18 protein-coding genes are annotated in these 17,763 nt (G+C 35.9%); 4 read left to right on the top strand and 14 right to left on the bottom strand.

Annotated elements, in window-relative coordinates:
- Window positions 1-77 precede the first annotated feature (77 nt).
- Entirely contained in the window at window positions 78-824 is a 747-nt protein-coding gene (locus IGI37_RS04655; RefSeq protein WP_438760269.1) for an ABC transporter permease, read from the bottom strand.
- Window positions 821-1,675 carry an ABC transporter ATP-binding protein gene (locus tag IGI37_RS04650; protein WP_438760268.1) on the bottom strand — a complete coding sequence of 285 codons (855 nt, stop codon included), beginning with the start codon at window positions 1,673-1,675 and terminating at the stop codon, window positions 821-823. Before IGI37_RS04650 ends, IGI37_RS04655 begins: the two co-directional genes overlap by 4 nt.
- Before the next feature lie 1,382 nt (window positions 1,676-3,057).
- Between IGI37_RS04650 and IGI37_RS04645 the strand changes: the two genes are divergently transcribed.
- On the top strand, window positions 3,058-4,047 hold the full coding sequence (locus IGI37_RS04645; RefSeq protein ID WP_438760267.1) for a sensor histidine kinase: 990 nt from the start codon (window positions 3,058-3,060) through the stop codon (window positions 4,045-4,047).
- Window positions 4,044-4,778 carry a LytR/AlgR family response regulator transcription factor gene (locus IGI37_RS04640; protein WP_438760266.1) on the top strand — a complete coding sequence of 245 codons (735 nt, stop codon included), beginning with the start codon at window positions 4,044-4,046 and terminating at the stop codon, window positions 4,776-4,778. The genes IGI37_RS04645 and IGI37_RS04640 overlap by 4 nt, the downstream gene beginning before the upstream one ends.
- 398 nt (window positions 4,779-5,176) lie before the next feature.
- Here the strand turns inward: IGI37_RS04640 and IGI37_RS04635 are convergent, their stop codons facing one another.
- On the bottom strand, window positions 5,177-5,605 hold the full coding sequence (locus tag IGI37_RS04635; RefSeq protein ID WP_438763582.1) for an ATP-binding cassette domain-containing protein: 429 nt from the start codon (window positions 5,603-5,605) through the stop codon (window positions 5,177-5,179).
- A 275-nt stretch (window positions 5,606-5,880) separates the two neighbouring features.
- Window positions 5,881-6,204 carry a hypothetical protein gene (locus tag IGI37_RS04630; protein WP_438760265.1) on the bottom strand — a complete coding sequence of 108 codons (324 nt, stop codon included), beginning with the start codon at window positions 6,202-6,204 and terminating at the stop codon, window positions 5,881-5,883.
- Window positions 6,205-6,232: 28 nt separating this feature from the next.
- Between IGI37_RS04630 and IGI37_RS04625 the strand changes: the two genes are divergently transcribed.
- Window positions 6,233-6,391: a hypothetical protein gene (locus tag IGI37_RS04625; protein ID WP_438760264.1), complete on the top strand. Its 159-nt coding sequence runs from the start codon at window positions 6,233-6,235 to the stop codon at window positions 6,389-6,391.
- 16 nt (window positions 6,392-6,407) lie between these two features.
- Here IGI37_RS04625 and IGI37_RS04620 read toward each other — a convergent pair whose 3' ends face one another.
- The 6 genes from IGI37_RS04620 to vanR form a co-directional block, all read right to left on the bottom strand.
- Window positions 6,408-6,671 carry a type B 50S ribosomal protein L31 gene (locus IGI37_RS04620; RefSeq protein ID WP_161842907.1) on the bottom strand — a complete coding sequence of 88 codons (264 nt, stop codon included), beginning with the start codon at window positions 6,669-6,671 and terminating at the stop codon, window positions 6,408-6,410.
- 98 nt (window positions 6,672-6,769) lie between these two features.
- Window positions 6,770-8,065: a transcription termination factor Rho gene (gene rho / locus IGI37_RS04615; RefSeq protein ID WP_438760263.1), complete on the bottom strand. Its 1,296-nt coding sequence runs from the start codon at window positions 8,063-8,065 to the stop codon at window positions 6,770-6,772.
- On the bottom strand, window positions 8,062-9,333 hold the full coding sequence (locus tag IGI37_RS04610; RefSeq protein ID WP_438760262.1) for a UDP-N-acetylglucosamine 1-carboxyvinyltransferase: 1,272 nt from the start codon (window positions 9,331-9,333) through the stop codon (window positions 8,062-8,064). Before IGI37_RS04610 ends, rho begins: the two co-directional genes overlap by 4 nt.
- 380 nt (window positions 9,334-9,713) lie before the next feature.
- Window positions 9,714-10,376, bottom strand: coding sequence for a M15 family metallopeptidase (locus tag IGI37_RS04605; protein ID WP_438760261.1), 663 nt, complete (start codon window positions 10,374-10,376; stop codon window positions 9,714-9,716).
- Window positions 10,377-10,483: 107 nt separating this feature from the next.
- Complete coding sequence (locus tag IGI37_RS04600; protein ID WP_438760260.1) at window positions 10,484-11,596, bottom strand: sensor histidine kinase; 1,113 nt, start codon at window positions 11,594-11,596, stop codon at window positions 10,484-10,486.
- Complete coding sequence (vanR, locus tag IGI37_RS04595; RefSeq protein WP_438760259.1) at window positions 11,589-12,293, bottom strand: VanR-ABDEGLN family response regulator transcription factor; 705 nt, start codon at window positions 12,291-12,293, stop codon at window positions 11,589-11,591. The genes IGI37_RS04600 and vanR overlap by 8 nt, the downstream gene beginning before the upstream one ends.
- Window positions 12,294-12,668: 375 nt before the next feature.
- Between vanR and IGI37_RS04590 the strand changes: the two genes are divergently transcribed.
- A complete protein-coding gene (locus IGI37_RS04590; RefSeq protein ID WP_438760258.1) occupies window positions 12,669-13,133 on the top strand; it encodes a hypothetical protein in 465 nt (154 codons plus the stop codon).
- Window positions 13,134-13,359: 226 nt separating this feature from the next.
- On the opposite strand, the gene IGI37_RS04585 is transcribed toward IGI37_RS04590, so the two are convergent.
- The 4 genes from IGI37_RS04585 to IGI37_RS04570 form a co-directional block, all read right to left on the bottom strand.
- Window positions 13,360-13,866 carry an SMI1/KNR4 family protein gene (locus IGI37_RS04585; RefSeq protein ID WP_438760257.1) on the bottom strand — a complete coding sequence of 169 codons (507 nt, stop codon included), beginning with the start codon at window positions 13,864-13,866 and terminating at the stop codon, window positions 13,360-13,362.
- Window positions 13,867-14,002: 136 nt separating this feature from the next.
- A complete protein-coding gene (locus IGI37_RS04580; protein WP_438760256.1) occupies window positions 14,003-14,869 on the bottom strand; it encodes a class II fructose-bisphosphate aldolase in 867 nt (288 codons plus the stop codon).
- Window positions 14,870-15,287: 418 nt separating this feature from the next.
- Window positions 15,288-16,898: a CTP synthase gene (locus IGI37_RS04575; protein ID WP_438760255.1), complete on the bottom strand. Its 1,611-nt coding sequence runs from the start codon at window positions 16,896-16,898 to the stop codon at window positions 15,288-15,290.
- Window positions 16,899-17,141: 243 nt separating this feature from the next.
- Window positions 17,142-17,720, bottom strand: coding sequence for a DeoR/GlpR family DNA-binding transcription regulator (locus tag IGI37_RS04570; protein ID WP_438760254.1), 579 nt, complete (start codon window positions 17,718-17,720; stop codon window positions 17,142-17,144).
- Between the last annotated feature and the right edge of the window lie 43 nt (window positions 17,721-17,763).

Raw genomic sequence — 17,763 nt, 5'->3', positions numbered from 1 at the left:
GATAGTCTGTTTGTCGCTTATAAATCCTGGTTTACTTGATTCTCTAATCTTCTTTTTCTTCTTTTTTTTCAATTAAATTAATCTTTATCAAATCCATTCCTCGAATACAACCACAAAAACCAAATAATTGATAATAGAAGTTCGCCAATCAGCACTGCCCAATTTTGTATACTTAAATTAAGCGACTGATTAGCAACCAATTTTGGAATTGAATTCATCAAAATACCTGTATATAGATTATCAGCTATTGTTTTCATCATCTGTGATAGATTTTTCAACATTGGAATGAGCATCAGCAACATTGTCAAAGGCATTGTAATCAAGGTAGCACTCATCTGGCTTTGAGACAGAATACCAACACACATCCCTAAAACAGAGCTACTCACAATTCCAAGAAGACTAACTAATAAATAAATCCCTAACTGCTCAACAGAAAAATGGATTCCAAGTAATGGAACGATAGACATCTGTACAACTGAACTAACTACTACAACAGGTAATAAATTGCCAAGAAAAAATTCAAAACCACTTATACTTGATACCATCAATACGCGTAATGTATTCTTTTCTTTTTCTTCTGCAAGCAATGTCGCCGGTGTCACATAAGCAACATAAGATACGTTTAAAATTGCACTAATATTGATACACATTGTTAATTCCTCTACAGACAGTTGTCGATTATTAATTTGTTCATTGAGAAATTTCATTATCAAAGCAATCCCCAGTGGAAAAATCAAGTAACTGCCAATCAATTTGTTATAATAAAAACTCTTAAATTTAGTTTCTGATAACACCCAAATACGTTTTATTGACGCCCTGTTCATACTAGTTCCTCCCCAGTCACTGCTAAGAATACTTTTTCCAATGAAGGTTCATTAGAATGAATTGTCTCAATCTGATCTGACTTTAACCACTCACTTACTTGAATAATTGCACTAGATTTCTGCGATACATGATGGAGCTCTCCATTTCTTAATAATACATTGTAAGTAATATTTTGATTGTATTTAAGACAAAGCTGACTTGGCTTTCCAAACTCAACGACTCGCCCTTTATTAATCAAAGCAACCTTATCACATAATTTCTTTGCTTCATTCATATTATGTGTAGTCAAAAAAATTGCCATACCTTCTTTCTTCAAGTTTAACAATAATTTATGAATTCCTTCTGCCGTTGCTGGATCTAGCCCACTAGTCGGCTCATCCAAAAAAAGTAACTCTGGTTTATGTAAAATTGCTCTTGCTAGAATCAAACGCTGGATTTGTCCACGAGAAAGTTTGCTGACCTTCTTTTTTTTGTGTTCATAAAGTCCAACTTGTTTCATCAGTTCATCTACTTGAGAAAGAGAAACATTCAATAATCTTGCAAAAATACGTAAATTCTCATACACATCTAACTTCTCATAGATGCCACTGTTATCAGATACAATACCTATTCGCTGATATATTTTCTGATTGATTCCTCTAGAATCCATTCCTAGTATCATAGCCTCTCCAGAAGTTTGTTTCAATTGCCCAGTCACAATTTTAATTGTTGTCGTTTTTCCTGCACCAGATGGACCTAAAAATCCGACAATCTCCCCTTGTTTTACTTCAAAACTAATATCATTCAAGATAGTATAGCCATTAAACTGCTTAGAAATATGGTCAATTCTCAATTTCACGTTTTTTTCCATTCAATTCTCTCCCTTATCTTCCTACTTAATGCGAAAAAATGATTTTAAATTTCTCTAAAAAAAGAGATACCCTAACATAGTTACTGTACTTTTATAAATTTTAACTACTAGTGTTATCACTCTGCTTGGTTTATCCTATAGTGGCAAGCAAGTACGTTCATAGTTAATATAATAGAAATCTATTCTTTTCTACTCAATACAATACCAGGATACGATTAATTCATCATTCAGAACATCACTTTTTGTTTTTCTCTATAGAAAACTATACAGTGGAAAAAAATTTTTTAAATACTAATACCCTATTTGGTCAACTTTTCACCTTAAATGGTTTAAATTAAGTCGTATTAGGGTTTGATTTTTCATAAAATTCTTATATTTCACAAAAAATTGCTATATAATACACTATGCAAAAGTATTACTCGTAATAATAAAATAAGGAAATTTTTATATAAAAATTAGCATCATTAAAAAGAGACTATTCATTCTAATGTTGAAATCATCTCTTAACTTTGGTAAATTGAAAGAAAATCAATGAAATTTACACACATGACAAAAGATATTTATTGAAAGAGACCATGTAAAAAATCTTTTTCGTCTAGAAATGTTATAATCAAATTAGCCATCTAGAAAAATAAAATAGCATTATGTAACGATTGTGAATGAGTTGATTATGCGCAGATGTGACGATCGGCATCGTAAAAATAATGGACTATTATTATTTCCCCTTCAAAAGTTGTTTCTCAGTCATTCATATTTAGGTATTGAATAAATCGGAACTGTGTACTTTTCTTTTATTCAATCTAACTCTGAGATTTGAGAATCACTGCTGATAAGATATTAATATTACATAATTCATTTATAAACTAACGAAAAGGATTTGTAAAAACTATGAATATTACGAAGAAGAATGACAATATCTTGAAAGAAAAAATCGTGAAGAGACTGATAAAATACTCTCCACCAACAATAAAAAAAAAAACGTACCTGAGTTTCATTTTTAATGATTCTGCTCTTCTAACAACTAAATGGATGCAAAAAAAATGTTAGTTGGGTTCCTAATTTTTTTAATTCACACAAGTCAATCAATTGCATATAGCATTATTTACCAAAGTATAAGTAAAGATAAGCTATCCTACTTGGAACTTTTTATTCTCATTACCTTTTTTAATGCTGTCACAATGCTATTCAATTTACTTGGATCGGTATTCATTTTTCTTTCTCTATTTTTTCATGGCTATAGAAAAAATAGAGAAGACAACAAAAATCTACTATGGTTTTACAGTATTTATACCCTTCTTGTCACGTCATTTCTTGGATACATATTCCTTAATTCCGTGTCATTCTTATTAGGATTAAAAAACGAAATTAACCTGAGTACGTTATTGTTAAATTTAATTGCACCAATATTTCCTGTGCTTGCTAATTATATTTTATTAAAATTATTAAAACCGAATATCGACTTTCTAAGAAAGAACAGAGATTTAAATAATACTATATTTTTTACAGCGATTAATTCAATATTAAGTCTTTGTAGTATTATTTACATTTCCAATCTTTGGTTCGAAAATTATTTCTTAAATTCAGATATCAATCCCTTGCGTAATTATTTAATTATTATTTTTGTGGGGACAATTTTTGTCTTGTTAAGTTATCTAAGAGTCAAAACTAAAGAGCTCTACAGTCAACAAATTCAGCAACTCAAAGATGAGCAAATAACAGATTTAACTAATCATGTTGAACAAATCGAGAACTTATATAATGACATTCGTAGCTTTCGACATGATTACCATAATATGTTGATTAGCTTCAAAGAGAGTATTAAAACAGGTGATATAGACATAATCAAGGAATCTTATGAAACAATTTTAGCGAATGAACAAATTGAATTACAAGATGATAAATATAATCTCACTGCTTTGAGCAATCTGAAACTCCTTCCAATCAAAGGAATTATTTCGGCAAAAATAATTAAAGCACTACAAGAAAACATCCAGGTTTCTCTTGAAATCACTAATCCTATTACTAAAACAAGCTTAGACATATTTGACTATATTCGAATCTTATCAATTTTATTGGATAATGCAATCGAAGCCGCTATCCAGACATCAAATCCATCTATCTCCATTGTTTTTTTGGTGAATAATGAAGAAGATGAACAAACAATCATCATCGAAAATTCTTGTTCTAGTAAACAGATAAATCTTTCCAAAATTTATGAGTGGGGGGTTTCAACAAAAGGAAAAAATCGGGGAATCGGCTTATATACACTCAAAAATATTTTCAATCGCTATAACTATCTTTCACTAGAAACAGAATACCTAGATGATATGTTTCGACAATTGATAACTATAAAGGGAGAAAACGAGTTATGAATATTTTTATTTTAGAAGATGACTTGATGCAACAGCAACGATTAGAGCAATTGATTAAGGAAATTCTTTCTGAATATAAATGGTTTCCTCGCTTAATTAGCACAACTGCCCAACCTCAACGATTACTTAAAAAAGCAGAAAAAGCACAGGGAAAGAGTATTTATTTTCTCGACATTGAGATAAAAAATGAAAAAAAGAATGGATTGGAAGTAGCACAGGACATTCGCAAGTTCGATCCCTATGGTATGATAGTTTTTGTGACCACTCATTTTGAGTTTGCACCACATACCTATAAGTATAAAGTTTCAGCGTTAGATTTTATTAATAAAGAAAACGATGAAATTGTAATTAAAAGTCAGGTAACGGAATGTATGGCTTTGTTATTTAACCCAGGAAATCAATTAGTTTCTGACGAAGCTTTCATTTTCGAAAATAAACATAGTCATTTTCAAATTCCTTTTTCAAATATTCTTTATTTTGAAACCAGTAGTATCTCACATAAAATACGACTCATTGGAAAAACAAAAATTATTGAATTTTATGCGACCCTAGATGAAATCGAACAGCTTGATTCTCGTTTCTTTAAATGCCACAGGTCATTTGTTATTAACCTATCAAATGTAGAATCTATCAATCGTTCCGAGAATATTGTTGCTTTCGAAAATAATCATACTTGCTTAATCTCTCGAAGAAAAGTAAAGAAAGCAATATATTTAATTGACGGATCTTAAAAAGCAAATTGTACAATGAGCTTAGCCATCTAGTAAAGTAAATCCTGATTCTCTAGTCTTCTTTCTCTAAGTTTCCTACTACAAAAATATAAAAGCAAGCATCGATGAACACAATGATGGCCACAAATAGTAACGCATAAGAAAAATCCCCCAGCGACTCAAAAAGCCGATGAAAATTGGAATAACAATTGATGATAAAGCCCCACATAAATTGAATATGCCTCCATCAAGACCCAGCAATTGATTAGAAGTGAAGAAAGCTTTTTTTGGTTTTATACTTCTTGAAAATTAGGATTACGTACTTAATTAACTTGATTATATTGTAACAAATGAACCATCTTTAATCCTAGAAGCGCTAGTTTTTTATTTAATGTATATTCATAAATGATATTCTTTATTCACAATGTGATTAAACTCATTTCATGTGTAATAAATATACATATTTTCTCTTTCAAATGTGTCAAAATAATTTTCTCCAATTCTATTTTACTCTCATAATCAATGTGCGCAGTCGCTTCATCAAAAAGAAATATCTCAGGTTTCTTCAAGAAGGCTCGAGCTATGACAATCCTTTGAATTTGTCCGCCTGATAAATTCAATCCATTTTCTTCTACCAAAGTATTTTTCCTATTAGGTAAACTTGCAAATAATTGTTCTAAGCTTAACATATCTATTACTCGCTCAACCTCAAAATCTGAAACATCTTCTACACCATACTTTATATTTTCTTCTATCGATCCTTTAAATAGATATATCTTTTGAGAAACTATACCTATTTTGTTCCTCAAAGATTCCCTTGATATATTGCTAATATCAACGCCATTAATTTGAAAAATCCCTTGTCAGATTAACATTTGGCAAGGATTTTTTTATTTTGCTTCTTACTTATAACATATAAGCAACTTAATTATTTTACAAAAAATTGGTCATTTCGTACCACTTTATTTGCCGATGTGTAATTCAAATGAAATAGACAAGAACAATCATAATGATAGTATGCAAATTATTTTAAATTCACCTTTCTTGTACTCACATTCTAATAAAACAGTTTTTTCCCTTTCCAGATTACAACTTCATAAGATCTTAACGTCGAGGGAATCGTTCAATAATTCATATATGTTGCAGAAGCAGTCCAGCCATTTGCTAAGGCAATGAAATTATTTGTTGTCTTTCCGCGCTTACCTGTCATAGCCCCTTGCACAAAGACTGTATGCCCTGAAACACCTCCGTCTTTTTTATTGTAGATTACAGATAACGCCACTGGATAGCTCTGTGCAATAGCTGTTTGGATTAATGAAAAGCTTGGGGATTGTGTCGTTGTCTGTTTTAAAGTTACTCCTTTTTCTTTCGCATAACTCACCAAAGCAGGACCGATATTTTTAGTTAAAGTTGCCCCTTCTTTATCTGTTTTTGCCAGATTCCACAATCGATTATAAGCTGTTTTTAAAACAACAATGGATATCTATGCCCATGTAAGTAAGAAACCAACCAAAGAAACTGCCAATCGTTTTGCGGACTTCATGGGTGATTCCAAAGAATATCAAGAATCAATTGGTATAGTCAAAACGACAAAAAAGCAGACTCCATCTGTAATGGAGTCTGCCAAACGTTGATATAACAATGTTTTGTTTATTCTGCAGCGTTTGTGTCTTTGATACCGTATTTTTTGTTGAAACGATCCACACGTCCATCTGCTTGTGTGAATTTTTGACGTCCAGTGTAGAATGGATGAGAGTCAGAAGTTACTTCGACACGGATCACTGGGTAAGTGTTTCCGTCTTCCCATTCAACTGTTTCTTGTGAAGATTTTGTAGAACCTGACAAGAATTTGAAACCAGTTGTTGAGTCCATAAATACTACTGGATGATATTCTGGATGGATATTTTGTTTCATCTTTCGTTCGCTCCTTTGCCCTGATTCATTTGCTGAGTCAGAGTTGATTTGTCGATTTACAACAGTAATATCGTACCATGATTTGAGTCAATATGCAATTATCTTTTTGGATTTCTTTTCGGTGTCCGATTGCCAAATGAAACATCTTGGAAAGCCTCAAAAAAGTCATTATTTGTTTTGGTCTTTTTCAAGAATTGAATCAGCTGTTCTGTATAAACTAGTGAGTCGCCGGTCATATTGTTTCTAAGCTTCCACAAGTCTTCTAACTTATCAGGCGCAATCAACAATTCTTCTTTACGTGTACCTGATTTCTTAATATCAATCGCCGGGAAGATTCGACGCTCTGCTAAATCACGCGATAAATGCAGCTCCATGTTCCCAGTTCCTTTGAATTCTTCGTAAATGATATCATCCATTCGACTGCCTGTATCCACTAAGGCTGTTGCCAAAATCGTCAGACTTCCGCCTTCTTCGATGTTTCTTGCTGCACCAAAAAATTTCTTAGGTTTATACAAAGCCGCTGGGTCAATCCCGCCACTCAATGTCCGGCCACTCGGTGGGATAACTAAGTTGTAAGCTCTCGCCAAACGAGTGATACTATCCATTAAAATAACGACATCACGTTTATCTTCTACTAAGCGCATCGCACGCTCCAATACAAGTTCAGCAACGCGTGTATGGTTTTGTGGCTGTTGATCAAAGGTTGAAGAGACCACATCTCCTTTGACACTTCTTTCGAGATCCGTCACTTCTTCAGGACGCTCATCAATCAAGAGTAAGATGAGTTCCACTTCAGGATGGTTATCTGTAATGCCGTTAGCGATTTCCTTTAGGACGCTTGTTTTCCCGGCTTTTGGTGGGGCCACAATCAATCCACGTTGACCAAAGCCAACGGGTGAAAAAATATCAATCATGCGTGTTGCCAAACGGCCTGGTGTGGTTTCAAGTTTGATTTGTTTATCTGGATAAAGAGGAGTTAATGCTGGAAAATGAGGACGTTCTTTTGCTTCCTCGGGATCTTTTCCGTTGACACTTTCGACATGCATCAAGCCATAATAACGTTCTGACTCTTTTGGTGGACGAGCTTTCCCCGCCACTTTGTCTCCGTTTCGTAGACTGAATCTACGGATTTGAGAAGATGAAATGTAGATGTCTTCAACACTCGGACCATAGTTAATCGGGCGTAAAAAGCCGTAGCCTTCTTGACCGACGATATCCAAGATTCCTTCCATATAGAAGAAACCTTGTTTCTCAGCCTGCGCACGAATGACAGACAGAGACAATTCTTTCTTATTCATTTGGCTGTAATAAGGAATCTTAAAATCTTTTGCGTAAGTATAGATTTCTTTTAGAGTCTTATTCTCGAGCTCCGCCATTGTTAAATAATCGCTCATTTTTCCGCCTCCTCTTCGATCATTTCAATATCTGCTCCTAAAGCAGTTAACTTTTCAATAATATGATCATAACCGCGAAGAATGTACTCCACATTATAAATGGTCGTGGTGCCTTCTGCCATTAATCCAGCAATGACCAAACAAGCACCCGCCCGTAAATCAGAGGCCACAACTTCTGCCCCATGTAATTTATTGGGACCATTCAAAACAATTAGGTTGCCTTCGACTGTTGCATCGGCCCCCATACGAGCCAGCTCAGGGATATGATTTACACGTTTTGAGTAGATAGTGTCAGTTATTTCAGCTGTTCCTTTTGCTTTAAGAAGTAAAGGTGTTAGAGGTTGTTGAAGATCCGTTGCAAACCCAGGATAAGGATAAGTCATCACCTGAACGGCTTTTAAATCATGTGAAGGTAAGACTTCAATTGCGTCTTCTCCGATGTTCATTTGCACGCCAATTTCTTGTAATTTGGCAATGAAGCTTTCTAAATGTTCAAAAATAACATTTCTTACAACGATTCCCTCACCGACTGCTGCGGCCATTGCTAAATAAGTCCCCGCTTCAATTCTGTCAGGAATAATCGAATGACGGCACCCATGTAATTCGGTGACCCCTTCAATACGAATAATATCCGTTCCTGCGCCACGGATATTCGCACCCATGTTATTTAAAAGGGTTGCTACATCGATAATTTCCGGCTCTCTCGCGGCATTTTCGATAATCGTTTTTCCTTCTGCTTTAACGGCCGCTAACATCACGTTAATCGTTGCCCCAATCGACACCATATCCATAAAGATACGCGTTGCTTTTAACGGGCCGTTCTCTGTTCGTAAATACATTGCGCCATGTTCGTTGTTGACTGTTGCCCCCAACGCTTCAAACCCTTTGATATGTAAATCAATTGGACGAGGACCTAGATAACAACCTCCTGGAAGTCCCACTACGGCCTCACCAAACTTACCTAATAAAGACCCCATAAAATAATAAGAAGCTCGTAAACTATTGATTTTGCCACTTGGCATTGGAACAGATACGACTTCTCTTGGATCAATTTCTAACTGGTTATTCTCAAATTTAATTTTTGCACCCATAATTTCTAGAATTTCGATGAGTGAATGAACGTCTTGGATATCTGGAACTCCTTCTAATATAACCGGAGAATCAGCTAAAATCGCAGCTGGAATCAACGCCACTGCACTGTTTTTTGCGCCACTTATTGTTACTTCGCCTTTTAATGGGCGATTACCATTTATTTTAATTTTTTTCATTATTTTACTCACCTATGCTTTTTGGTTTAAGAATTTAGAGAGTGCCTAATTGCACTAGTACTCATTTTACCATATTGTCGAGGAAGAAAAAAGATAATCTGGCGAAGACTGACCAACACGAGTCAATATCTATTTTAGAGACTCAAAACGAAGGGCTTTCAAAAAACATCCCCATAGACTCTATCACTAGACCAATAGCTGACTCAAAAAAAAGACCTTCACGAAGAAGGTACTTTCCCTGTTTTTCACTGATTTAGCTTTAGCCACACAAAAATTCAAAAGGTTGCTCTACGGATTGTTATTCTAAGACTTCAATGAGTCCTCTCAACATGTTTATTTTGAAATATTTTATGATTGGTCACAATCCCTTGTTCAATCAACTAACTCGTTTTTGAACCCGTATACTCTTCCAAACAAACGCCCGACTGATAGATATCTTTTGCCGCCTTTTTACCAACATAACGATAGTGCCAAGGCTCATAATCTACCCCAGTCAACTGAACTTTGTTTGAAGGATACCTCAAAATAAACCCATACTGATAAGCATTTTTAGCTAGCCAGTTGTATACCTCTTTGTCAGATGAAGTCTCTGTGGCATTAATATCGACTGCTAGCCCCAGCTCATGCTCGCTTGTTCCCGGTATAGCCACCCATTTTTCAGCCTCTACCTTTGCTTTTTCAGATGTGTACCCTTGCTGGATAAACCCTGCAATCTTGTCTTCCATAATTTGAATCTGTTCCGCATGTGTTCGATAGCTTGAACTAATTTTGGGATTCACGCCTTGCACTCTCGCAGCATCAAACATCTCCTGTAACGATTGATAAATACGCTTATCGACCGCTTGTTCATTAGCTAATTCTTGTAAATCCACCTGGTAATTATCTGGAATCTCATGCGTTTTATTTACTAAAATCAGTTCCCATGATACTTTTTCTTGCGCCGTTGCTTGGATAGGAACAGCCCCCTTTCTAAAAAAGAGAACGCCTCCGATGACTAAACCGACTGCAAAAATTCCAATGATTCCTTTAATAATTGCTTTCATTCTACCTGCCTCCAAAAAAATAAACTGTCCTGCTCTTGCATTGGTAAGTTTACCAAGGAAGAAATGGACAGTTTTCTTTTCTTTGCCAAGAATTTCTTACAATTTTCCTACGAAAATGGTAAATAAATGGTTAAGGTCGTCATTTCATTGTGACTTTCAGCTTTCAATTGCCCACCATGTAACTCTACAATCTGCTTGGTAATCGCTAATCCAAGCCCTGCACCACCACGATTGGTTTGGCGTGAAGTATCCAGTCGGAAAAATTGTTCAAAAATGCGGGTCAGTTTTTCAGGCGGGATGATCGGCCCATGATTCGTAAAAGAAAGAAGCAACTGCTTTTTTGCCTCATCACTCTTCACTCGAACCACAATTTCTTCGCCTTCGTAACTGTAGTTGACAGCATTTTGCAACAAATTATCAAACACTCGTTGCATTTTATCTACATCAATAGAAGCAAAAGTATTTCCTTCAATTTCACGTGTTAAGGTTAGATTTTTGGCAGAAAGTACAGGCAGAAACTCATAACTAAGCTGTTCAAACATCATGGTCAGATTAACTTTGGTAGGACTCAGTTCAATATTGGATAAATTAAAACGCGCAATCTCAAAGAACTCATTAATTAATTCCTCTAAACGTTCAGCTTTCTCCAGTGAAATGTGCAAATATTTTTTTCGTAATTCAGGAGAAAACATTTCTTGTTCATCTCTCAAAAGAGTCAAATAACCAATCACTGAAGTAAGAGGGGTTTTCAAATCATGAGCCAAATAAACAATTAAATCATTTTTGCGTTGTTCCGCCTCTTTGGCTGTCCGCTGATTGACATCAATCTCGTACTTGATTTGATTCAACTCTATTTCAAACTCTTGTAGCTCATTGGACAAGTGAAGGGGAACCTCTTGATTTTTGTAGAGCGTTCGAGAAGCGTCCAACACTTCATCTAACTGCTCAACACTTTGTAGCCACGTTTGAACCAAGGCCACAATAGAAACAATCAAAATGATAATAATCAGTAACCAAGGATACAGATACTCGACTCGCTTGGCTAACTGGTAGATTGGATTTTCCCACTTCCAAGTATACAAACTAAAAAGAAACGTACCTCCCGCAAAAATAACTGCTGCAGTAATAATCGCACTAGCCACATACATTGCTAATCGGCGCACTAACTGCTTAATCAAACGCTCCTTCAGTTGAGAACTTCTCCATGTTTTTTTAGTCAACTTTATAGCCCACTCCCCAGACAGTCTTGATAAACTTTGGCTTACGCGGAGGCTCCTTTAACTTCTCTCGCAACCGTCCGATATGTGCCATGACTGTATTGTTATTATTTTCTAAATATTTTTCTCCCCAGACCTCCTCAAAAAGCTGTTCAGCTGGTACCACTTGCCCTCGTCTTTCCGCAAGGTACCAAAGAATTGAAAACTCTAAGGGCGTCAAGGAGATTTTCTCTCCATACAATGAAGTGGTATGCAACACTTGATTGATAACTAAGCCGTGAAGATCAATTTCTTGAGTGGTTTCCTCGAGAGCAACCTCCGCTTTAGCGTTGTACTTACGAAAACGTCTCAGCTGCGTTTTAATCCGTGCCACGACCTCCAATGGATTAAAGGGTTTTGTTATATAATCATCCGCACCCAAAGTCAGTCCCGTAATTTTATCGAGGTCTTCCACTTTAGCGGTTAACATAATAATCGGGAAAAAGTGGCGTTCGCGGATTTTTTGAACCATCTTAAACCCATCAATATCTGGTAGCATCACATCTAAAACTGCTAAATCAAAGCGTTCCTTTTCCACACACGCAAGTGCTTCTTGCCCGCGATAGAACTTTTTTATCTCATACCCATCACCCTTTAAATAGACCTCAAGAAGATCAGCAATTTCCTCTTCATCATCTACAATCAAAATCTTCTCCACCATACAATAGCTCCCTTTCAACGCCTTTTTTTACTGAATTATACCATAGATAACAGTCTGCTCGCAGTTCCCAAAAGTTCGCCATCTTAAAGCGCCAAATGTGTTCACTTGAACACATTTTTAATAAACTTAGCAAATACTACTCACTTCATTCGCTAAGTTTATCAAGAGTCCTGTAAGAATTTCTCTTTTCTTTCCTATGATTTTCTTACATTTTTCTTACGAAGAAACTTATCATAATAGCACTTTGTCATTTAGATACCCACATCTCTTTGCTTTTATGATTCTCTCCAATCCCATCAAAAGTAACAATCGTTATTGACATTCAATGTGGATTCTGAAAAAATAAAACGTAGTACAGAAAGGAAGATTACAGACATGGGTGACGATTATGGAGAATTACTTTTTAGGAGAAAAACGGTTAACTTTGCCATAAGAATAACAATTATTCTTATTCTCTTCTTATGCCTCGTATTTGTTTTAGGTCTGCCAACACTGGCTGGAAAACTTATTTTTGGCGCATTGGGTGCTTATCTTCTTCATTACATGTTCACAAGAGGAAAAGAATCCGTCTCTATTTATGAAAAAGCGATTGTTTTGACAGGTGGAGCCAACCTAGTTATCCGTAAAAACGAGGTGATTAATCTCAGTTTTCAAACGCAGAATGTAACAGCTGTTGCTAACCAACTGACGATTACTCAACACCACTATCCAGTTCTTGTGATTCGACAAAACAATCAAAGAAAAACCGTCCAGCTTGCTCTGCCACTAAATCGACGCTTTGAGAAAAAAGCCATTCAAGCATTCAGTCAGTTTCTTGGAACAGAGCTCGTCTTAACTTAAGATGACAGTCACTGTCGCAAATAAGCTACCCACAAATTGCTCGTCAATCTCATCATTGCGTATACAAGTTTCCTAGACAACACGAATGTAGTGGCTAGTTGTACGAAAAAGCTCTGCCAGGGATAGTTATTCCCTGACAGAGCTTTTATTATCTCGTTTGACTCTGAAAAAACTACAGCGTTTCTTGTTTCCTAAAAAATAACCCATTTTGGTTTTTAGCAACTAGTTACATCGTCAAATGATTGATAAAAGAATCAAAACTCTCTGAAATCTTGTATAAGTTCCCTGTTTCTTCACTCGACTCAGGAAAATAAGGCTCATCATAAAATAAGTCCAATGCACAAACCCCACTAAAACCTTCTTCATCAGTAATTAGTACTATTGCAAGATACCCGTTTCCTGTATTAGGGACCTCACCAATAACCAAACAAGAAGCGTCTAAAGAATAGTTTTTATTATACCACCACGCATCCTTTACACCCTTATGCTGTGGAGAAGAATCCTCTAGTGCAAAAAGAGTTTCAAGTTCAAAATAGTCGTTAAAAAAGGGAATTTTAAATTTGGGACACTTCAAGAATTTTACCCCGTTATACTTCAATAACCATTGTTGATAATCCTCTGGAAGCTTGGCACCACTTATATGTATAAAATTATTTATCTCATCGATACTTAAAGACTCTTCACCAATTCTCTGAATGTTGTTTTCTACAAAGACCTTATGATCTCTTCCCATCTTATTTCCTCCTCATCCATTAAGACTGTTTTAATAGCTGAGTATTTAATTAAATGCTTTTCACTATGTTATTTTGAGATTAAATAAAGGACAGTCCATAGACTGTCCTCAAGTTGCCTTTATTATTTGGAATAAATTATGCTTTGTTAGTAGAACCGAACCATTCGATACGTTGTTCAACTAGTTCTTCAACAGCTTTTGTTCCTGGTGCTAATAATTTACGAGGGTCAAAGCCTTTACCTTCAAGATCTTTGCCTTCTTCGATATATTTACGAGTTGCAGCAGCAAACACTTCTTGACATTCAGTATTTACGTTGATTTTAGATACGCCCATAGAGATCGCTTTTTGAACTTGTTCTAAAGGAATACCAGAACCTCCGTGTAATACTAATGGAATATCGCCAACAGCGTCTGAGATAGCTTGTAAATGATCAAAAGCTAAACCAGTCCAGTTATCAGGATATGAACCATGAATGTTACCAATTCCGCATGCTAGGTAATCAATACCAGTAGCAACCATTTGTTTACATTCTTCAATGTCAGCTAATTCGCCAGAACCGATGATACCATCTTCTTCTCCGCCGATTGAACCAACTTCACATTCTACAGAAACACCTTTAGCATGTGCTTTTGCAACAACGTCTTTAGCTTTTTCGATATTTTCTTCAAATGGTAAATGAGAACCATCAAACATTACTGAAGTATAACCAACTTCGATACATTCTAATGCATCTTCGTATTCACCGTGGTCTAAGTGAATTGCAACTGGTACTGTAATACCCATTGAGTCAACTAAGTCTTTTACTAAATCGTAACATACTTTGTAACCACCCATGTATTTTGCAGCGCCCATAGAAGTTTGAATCAATACTGGTGCTTTTTTAGCTTCAGCAGCTTCAAGAATCGCTTTTGTCCATTCCAAATTGTTTGTGTTGAATCCTCCAACACCATACCCACCTTCGCGAGCAGCTTTAAGAAATTCTGTTCCTGATACTAATGGCATAAAAAATTCCTCCTAATGTTTGTCTAAACAAATTTGTTAAGGATAATCCCTAACCAACAGTTATATTTTATCAAACATTGCGGTACTTTTCTACTAAAATCATCGAATTTGAAAATTTCCATAACTATTTTCACGTTAAATATCAGACAAGGCTGCTGTTATTTTTTATAAAGCGCTACTTTATCATAAAGTAAACGGTAACTTTGTTCATTAGATAACAAACTATAAAAACAAGTTTTTTCTGATAATCCCTGACAATTCCCTTCCTGACTCAGTCACTCACCTTGTCAATACCCCATTAAAGTGGTTTTCTGCGCATCTGAGCACAAGAAAAAGCACGAAAGAAAATCGAATTGACTTTCTCTCATGCTCGGATAAAATAAATTACTTTTTTACCATCTATTGGATTGACGGCATATTATTTTTCTTCACGACTTTCTAGTGATGCGCCAACGAAGGCTTTAATTAATTGTTGTGGACGATTTGGACGAGAAATTAACTCTGGGTGGAACTGACAACCCACAAAGAATTTTTTCTCAGGAATTTCCACGATTTCGACTAAACGATTGTCTGGTGAAACGCCAGAGAAAACTAAGCCGTTTTCTTCAAACATTTCACGATATTTGTTATTGAATTCATAACGATGACGATGACGTTCTTGAACAACTTCTTCATTATTATATGCTGTAGAAGTTTTTGTGCCTTTTTTCAATTTACATGGATAAAGGCCTAGGCGTAAGGTACCACCTAAGTTTTCAATATTTTCTTGATCTGACATTAAATCAATAATATTATTTTTAGCATTTGGGTAAGTTTCAGCAGAACCGGCATCCTCTAGTCCTACAACATTACGACCAAATTCCACACAAGCCATTTGCATACCTAGACAAATTCCTAAGAAAGGCACATCGTTTTCACGCGCAAAACGAATCGCTTCAACTTTACCTTCGACTCCGCGATCGCCAAAACCACCAGGAACCAAAATCCCATCAAGATGACGTAGTTTTTCAGTTGCATTTTCTTGTGTAATATCTTGTGCTTGAATCCAATCAATCTCAATATCAGAATCATAAGCAAACCCCGCATGCTTTAATGATTCTACAACAGAAAGATAAGCATCAGGTAACTCAACATATTTACCGACCAAACCAATTCGAACCGTTTTCTTCAAGTTTAAGACTTTTTCTTCTAGTTTGCGCCATTCAGTCATATCAGCAGCTGGTGCATCTAATTTCAAATGATCGCACACAAACTGATCCATACCTTGTGCTTGTAAAGCTAAAGGAATTGAATACAACGTCTCAACATCGCGAGACTCAATGACCGCTTCTGGTGCTACATCACAGAATTGAGCCAATTTATTTTTCACATCTTGAGAAACCGGCTGCTCTGTACGAACCACTAAAATATTTGGTTGAATACCTAGTCCACGCAATTCTTTTACACTATGTTGTGTTGGTTTTGTTTTCATTTCTCCGGCAGCTTTTAAGTAAGGAATCAAGGTTGTGTGAATATACATCACATTATCAGAACCAACATCTGCCTTCATTTGACGTAAAGCCTCTAGGAATGGTAGTGATTCGATATCACCAACTGTTCCACCCACCTCTGTAATAATCACATCAGAATCGGTCATGCTTGCCGCTCTCATAATCTTTTCTTTAATTTCGTTTGTGATATGAGGAATCACTTGAACTGTTGCGCCAAGATACTCACCTTTACGTTCTTTGCGTAACACTTCAGAATAAATTTTACCGGTTGTAACATTGGAGTATTTATTCAAATTAATGTCAATAAAGCGTTCGTAATGACCTAAATCCAAGTCAGTTTCCGCGCCATCGTCAGTTACAAAAACTTCCCCATGTTGGTATGGACTCATTGTTCCTGGGTCCACATTAATGTACGGATCGAATTTTTGAATTGTAACCTTTAGTCCACGATTTTTTAGCAAGCGGCCTAATGATGCTGCGACAATCCCTTTACCAATAGAAGATACCACGCCGCCTGTCACAAAAATGTATTTTGTCATAAAATGAAAAACTCCTTCTTTAAATTTTTTATGCTTATCTAGGATATTGCTTAGTAAATAAAAAAAGAAAACTCCCCATTCATAGTGAACAGGGAGCTATTATTTACGTGAAAACAATTGACCTTTTAGAAAGGTGCCCAAGCAATATAATACAAGTTATGACCCCTTGTGTCAAGAAAAATTCTGAGATTTAGCTACCAAAGTTGCAAGACTCACTCTGTTGCTCCCCACCATTTTCCTTCACTACGCCATTGTCCACGCACCAATATCGAACTCACTGGAATAAACTTCATTTTTTTCTAAGTCGACACCATTCGCACCAATGAAGGCTTTGTCAATTCGGAACTCTTTTAGCTGCTCAATAGAACTTGGCCCATAACAAGTCTCATATTTTGGGTTATACATTCCGCCTAACATATAGATATCCCCTAGATCAAGAGTCAATCTAGACAGTAAGAAATAACTATTGGTCACCACTTTTATCTTTTTTTCATTCAAAAACGGTAGAATATGAACCGGGGTCGTACCCGAATCCAAAAAGACCATATCGCCATCTCTAATCTCGGCGGCAGCCACTTCACAGATACGTTTTTTTTCTTCAATATTCACCTCAAACTTTTCAAGAACGGGAACTTCAGTTAAATCACTCAACGTTTCTTCAAAGTTGGTCTGCGTTGCCCCACCGCGTTCGCGAGCTAGACGCCCATCATCCTCTAGTTTTTTTAAATCACGTTGAACGGTCGATTTTGAAACGCCTAACTCTCGACACAAATCATTAATTGAAATAGAAGGCTGTACCTGTAGCCGTTTTAATATACACAAGCCTTTCTTTTGCTAGCAAATGACCACTCCTTGTCACTTCATT

Origin of the sequence: Enterococcus sp. AZ194, from assembly GCF_051713825.1 — a bacterium.
GTDB lineage: Bacteria > Bacillota > Bacilli > Lactobacillales > Enterococcaceae > Enterococcus_K.
The sequence above is the reverse complement of the archived record's forward strand: the minus strand, read 5'-3'. Positions and strand labels throughout refer to the sequence as shown.

Coding starts and splice junctions, on each gene's coding strand:
- IGI37_RS04655 (WP_438760269.1), bottom strand. CDS start 824: ATGAACAGGGCGTCAATAAAACGTATTTGGGTGTTATCAGAAACTAAA.
- IGI37_RS04650 (WP_438760268.1), bottom strand. CDS start 1,675: ATGGAAAAAAACGTGAAATTGAGAATTGACCATATTTCTAAGCAGTTT.
- IGI37_RS04640 (WP_438760266.1), top strand. CDS start 4,044: ATGAATATTTTTATTTTAGAAGATGACTTGATGCAACAGCAACGATTA.
- IGI37_RS04625 (WP_438760264.1), top strand. CDS start 6,233: ATGGATATCTATGCCCATGTAAGTAAGAAACCAACCAAAGAAACTGCC.
- IGI37_RS04620 (WP_161842907.1), bottom strand. CDS start 6,671: ATGAAACAAAATATCCATCCAGAATATCATCCAGTAGTATTTATGGAC.
- rho (WP_438760263.1), bottom strand. CDS start 8,065: ATGAGCGATTATTTAACAATGGCGGAGCTCGAGAATAAGACTCTAAAA.
- IGI37_RS04610 (WP_438760262.1), bottom strand. CDS start 9,333: ATGAAAAAAATTAAAATAAATGGTAATCGCCCATTAAAAGGCGAAGTA.
- IGI37_RS04605 (WP_438760261.1), bottom strand. CDS start 10,376: ATGAAAGCAATTATTAAAGGAATCATTGGAATTTTTGCAGTCGGTTTA.
- vanR (WP_438760259.1), bottom strand. CDS start 12,293: ATGGTGGAGAAGATTTTGATTGTAGATGATGAAGAGGAAATTGCTGAT.
- IGI37_RS04590 (WP_438760258.1), top strand. CDS start 12,669: ATGGGTGACGATTATGGAGAATTACTTTTTAGGAGAAAAACGGTTAAC.
- IGI37_RS04585 (WP_438760257.1), bottom strand. CDS start 13,866: ATGGGAAGAGATCATAAGGTCTTTGTAGAAAACAACATTCAGAGAATT.
- IGI37_RS04580 (WP_438760256.1), bottom strand. CDS start 14,869: ATGCCATTAGTATCAGGAACAGAATTTCTTAAAGCTGCTCGCGAAGGT.
- IGI37_RS04575 (WP_438760255.1), bottom strand. CDS start 16,898: ATGACAAAATACATTTTTGTGACAGGCGGCGTGGTATCTTCTATTGGT.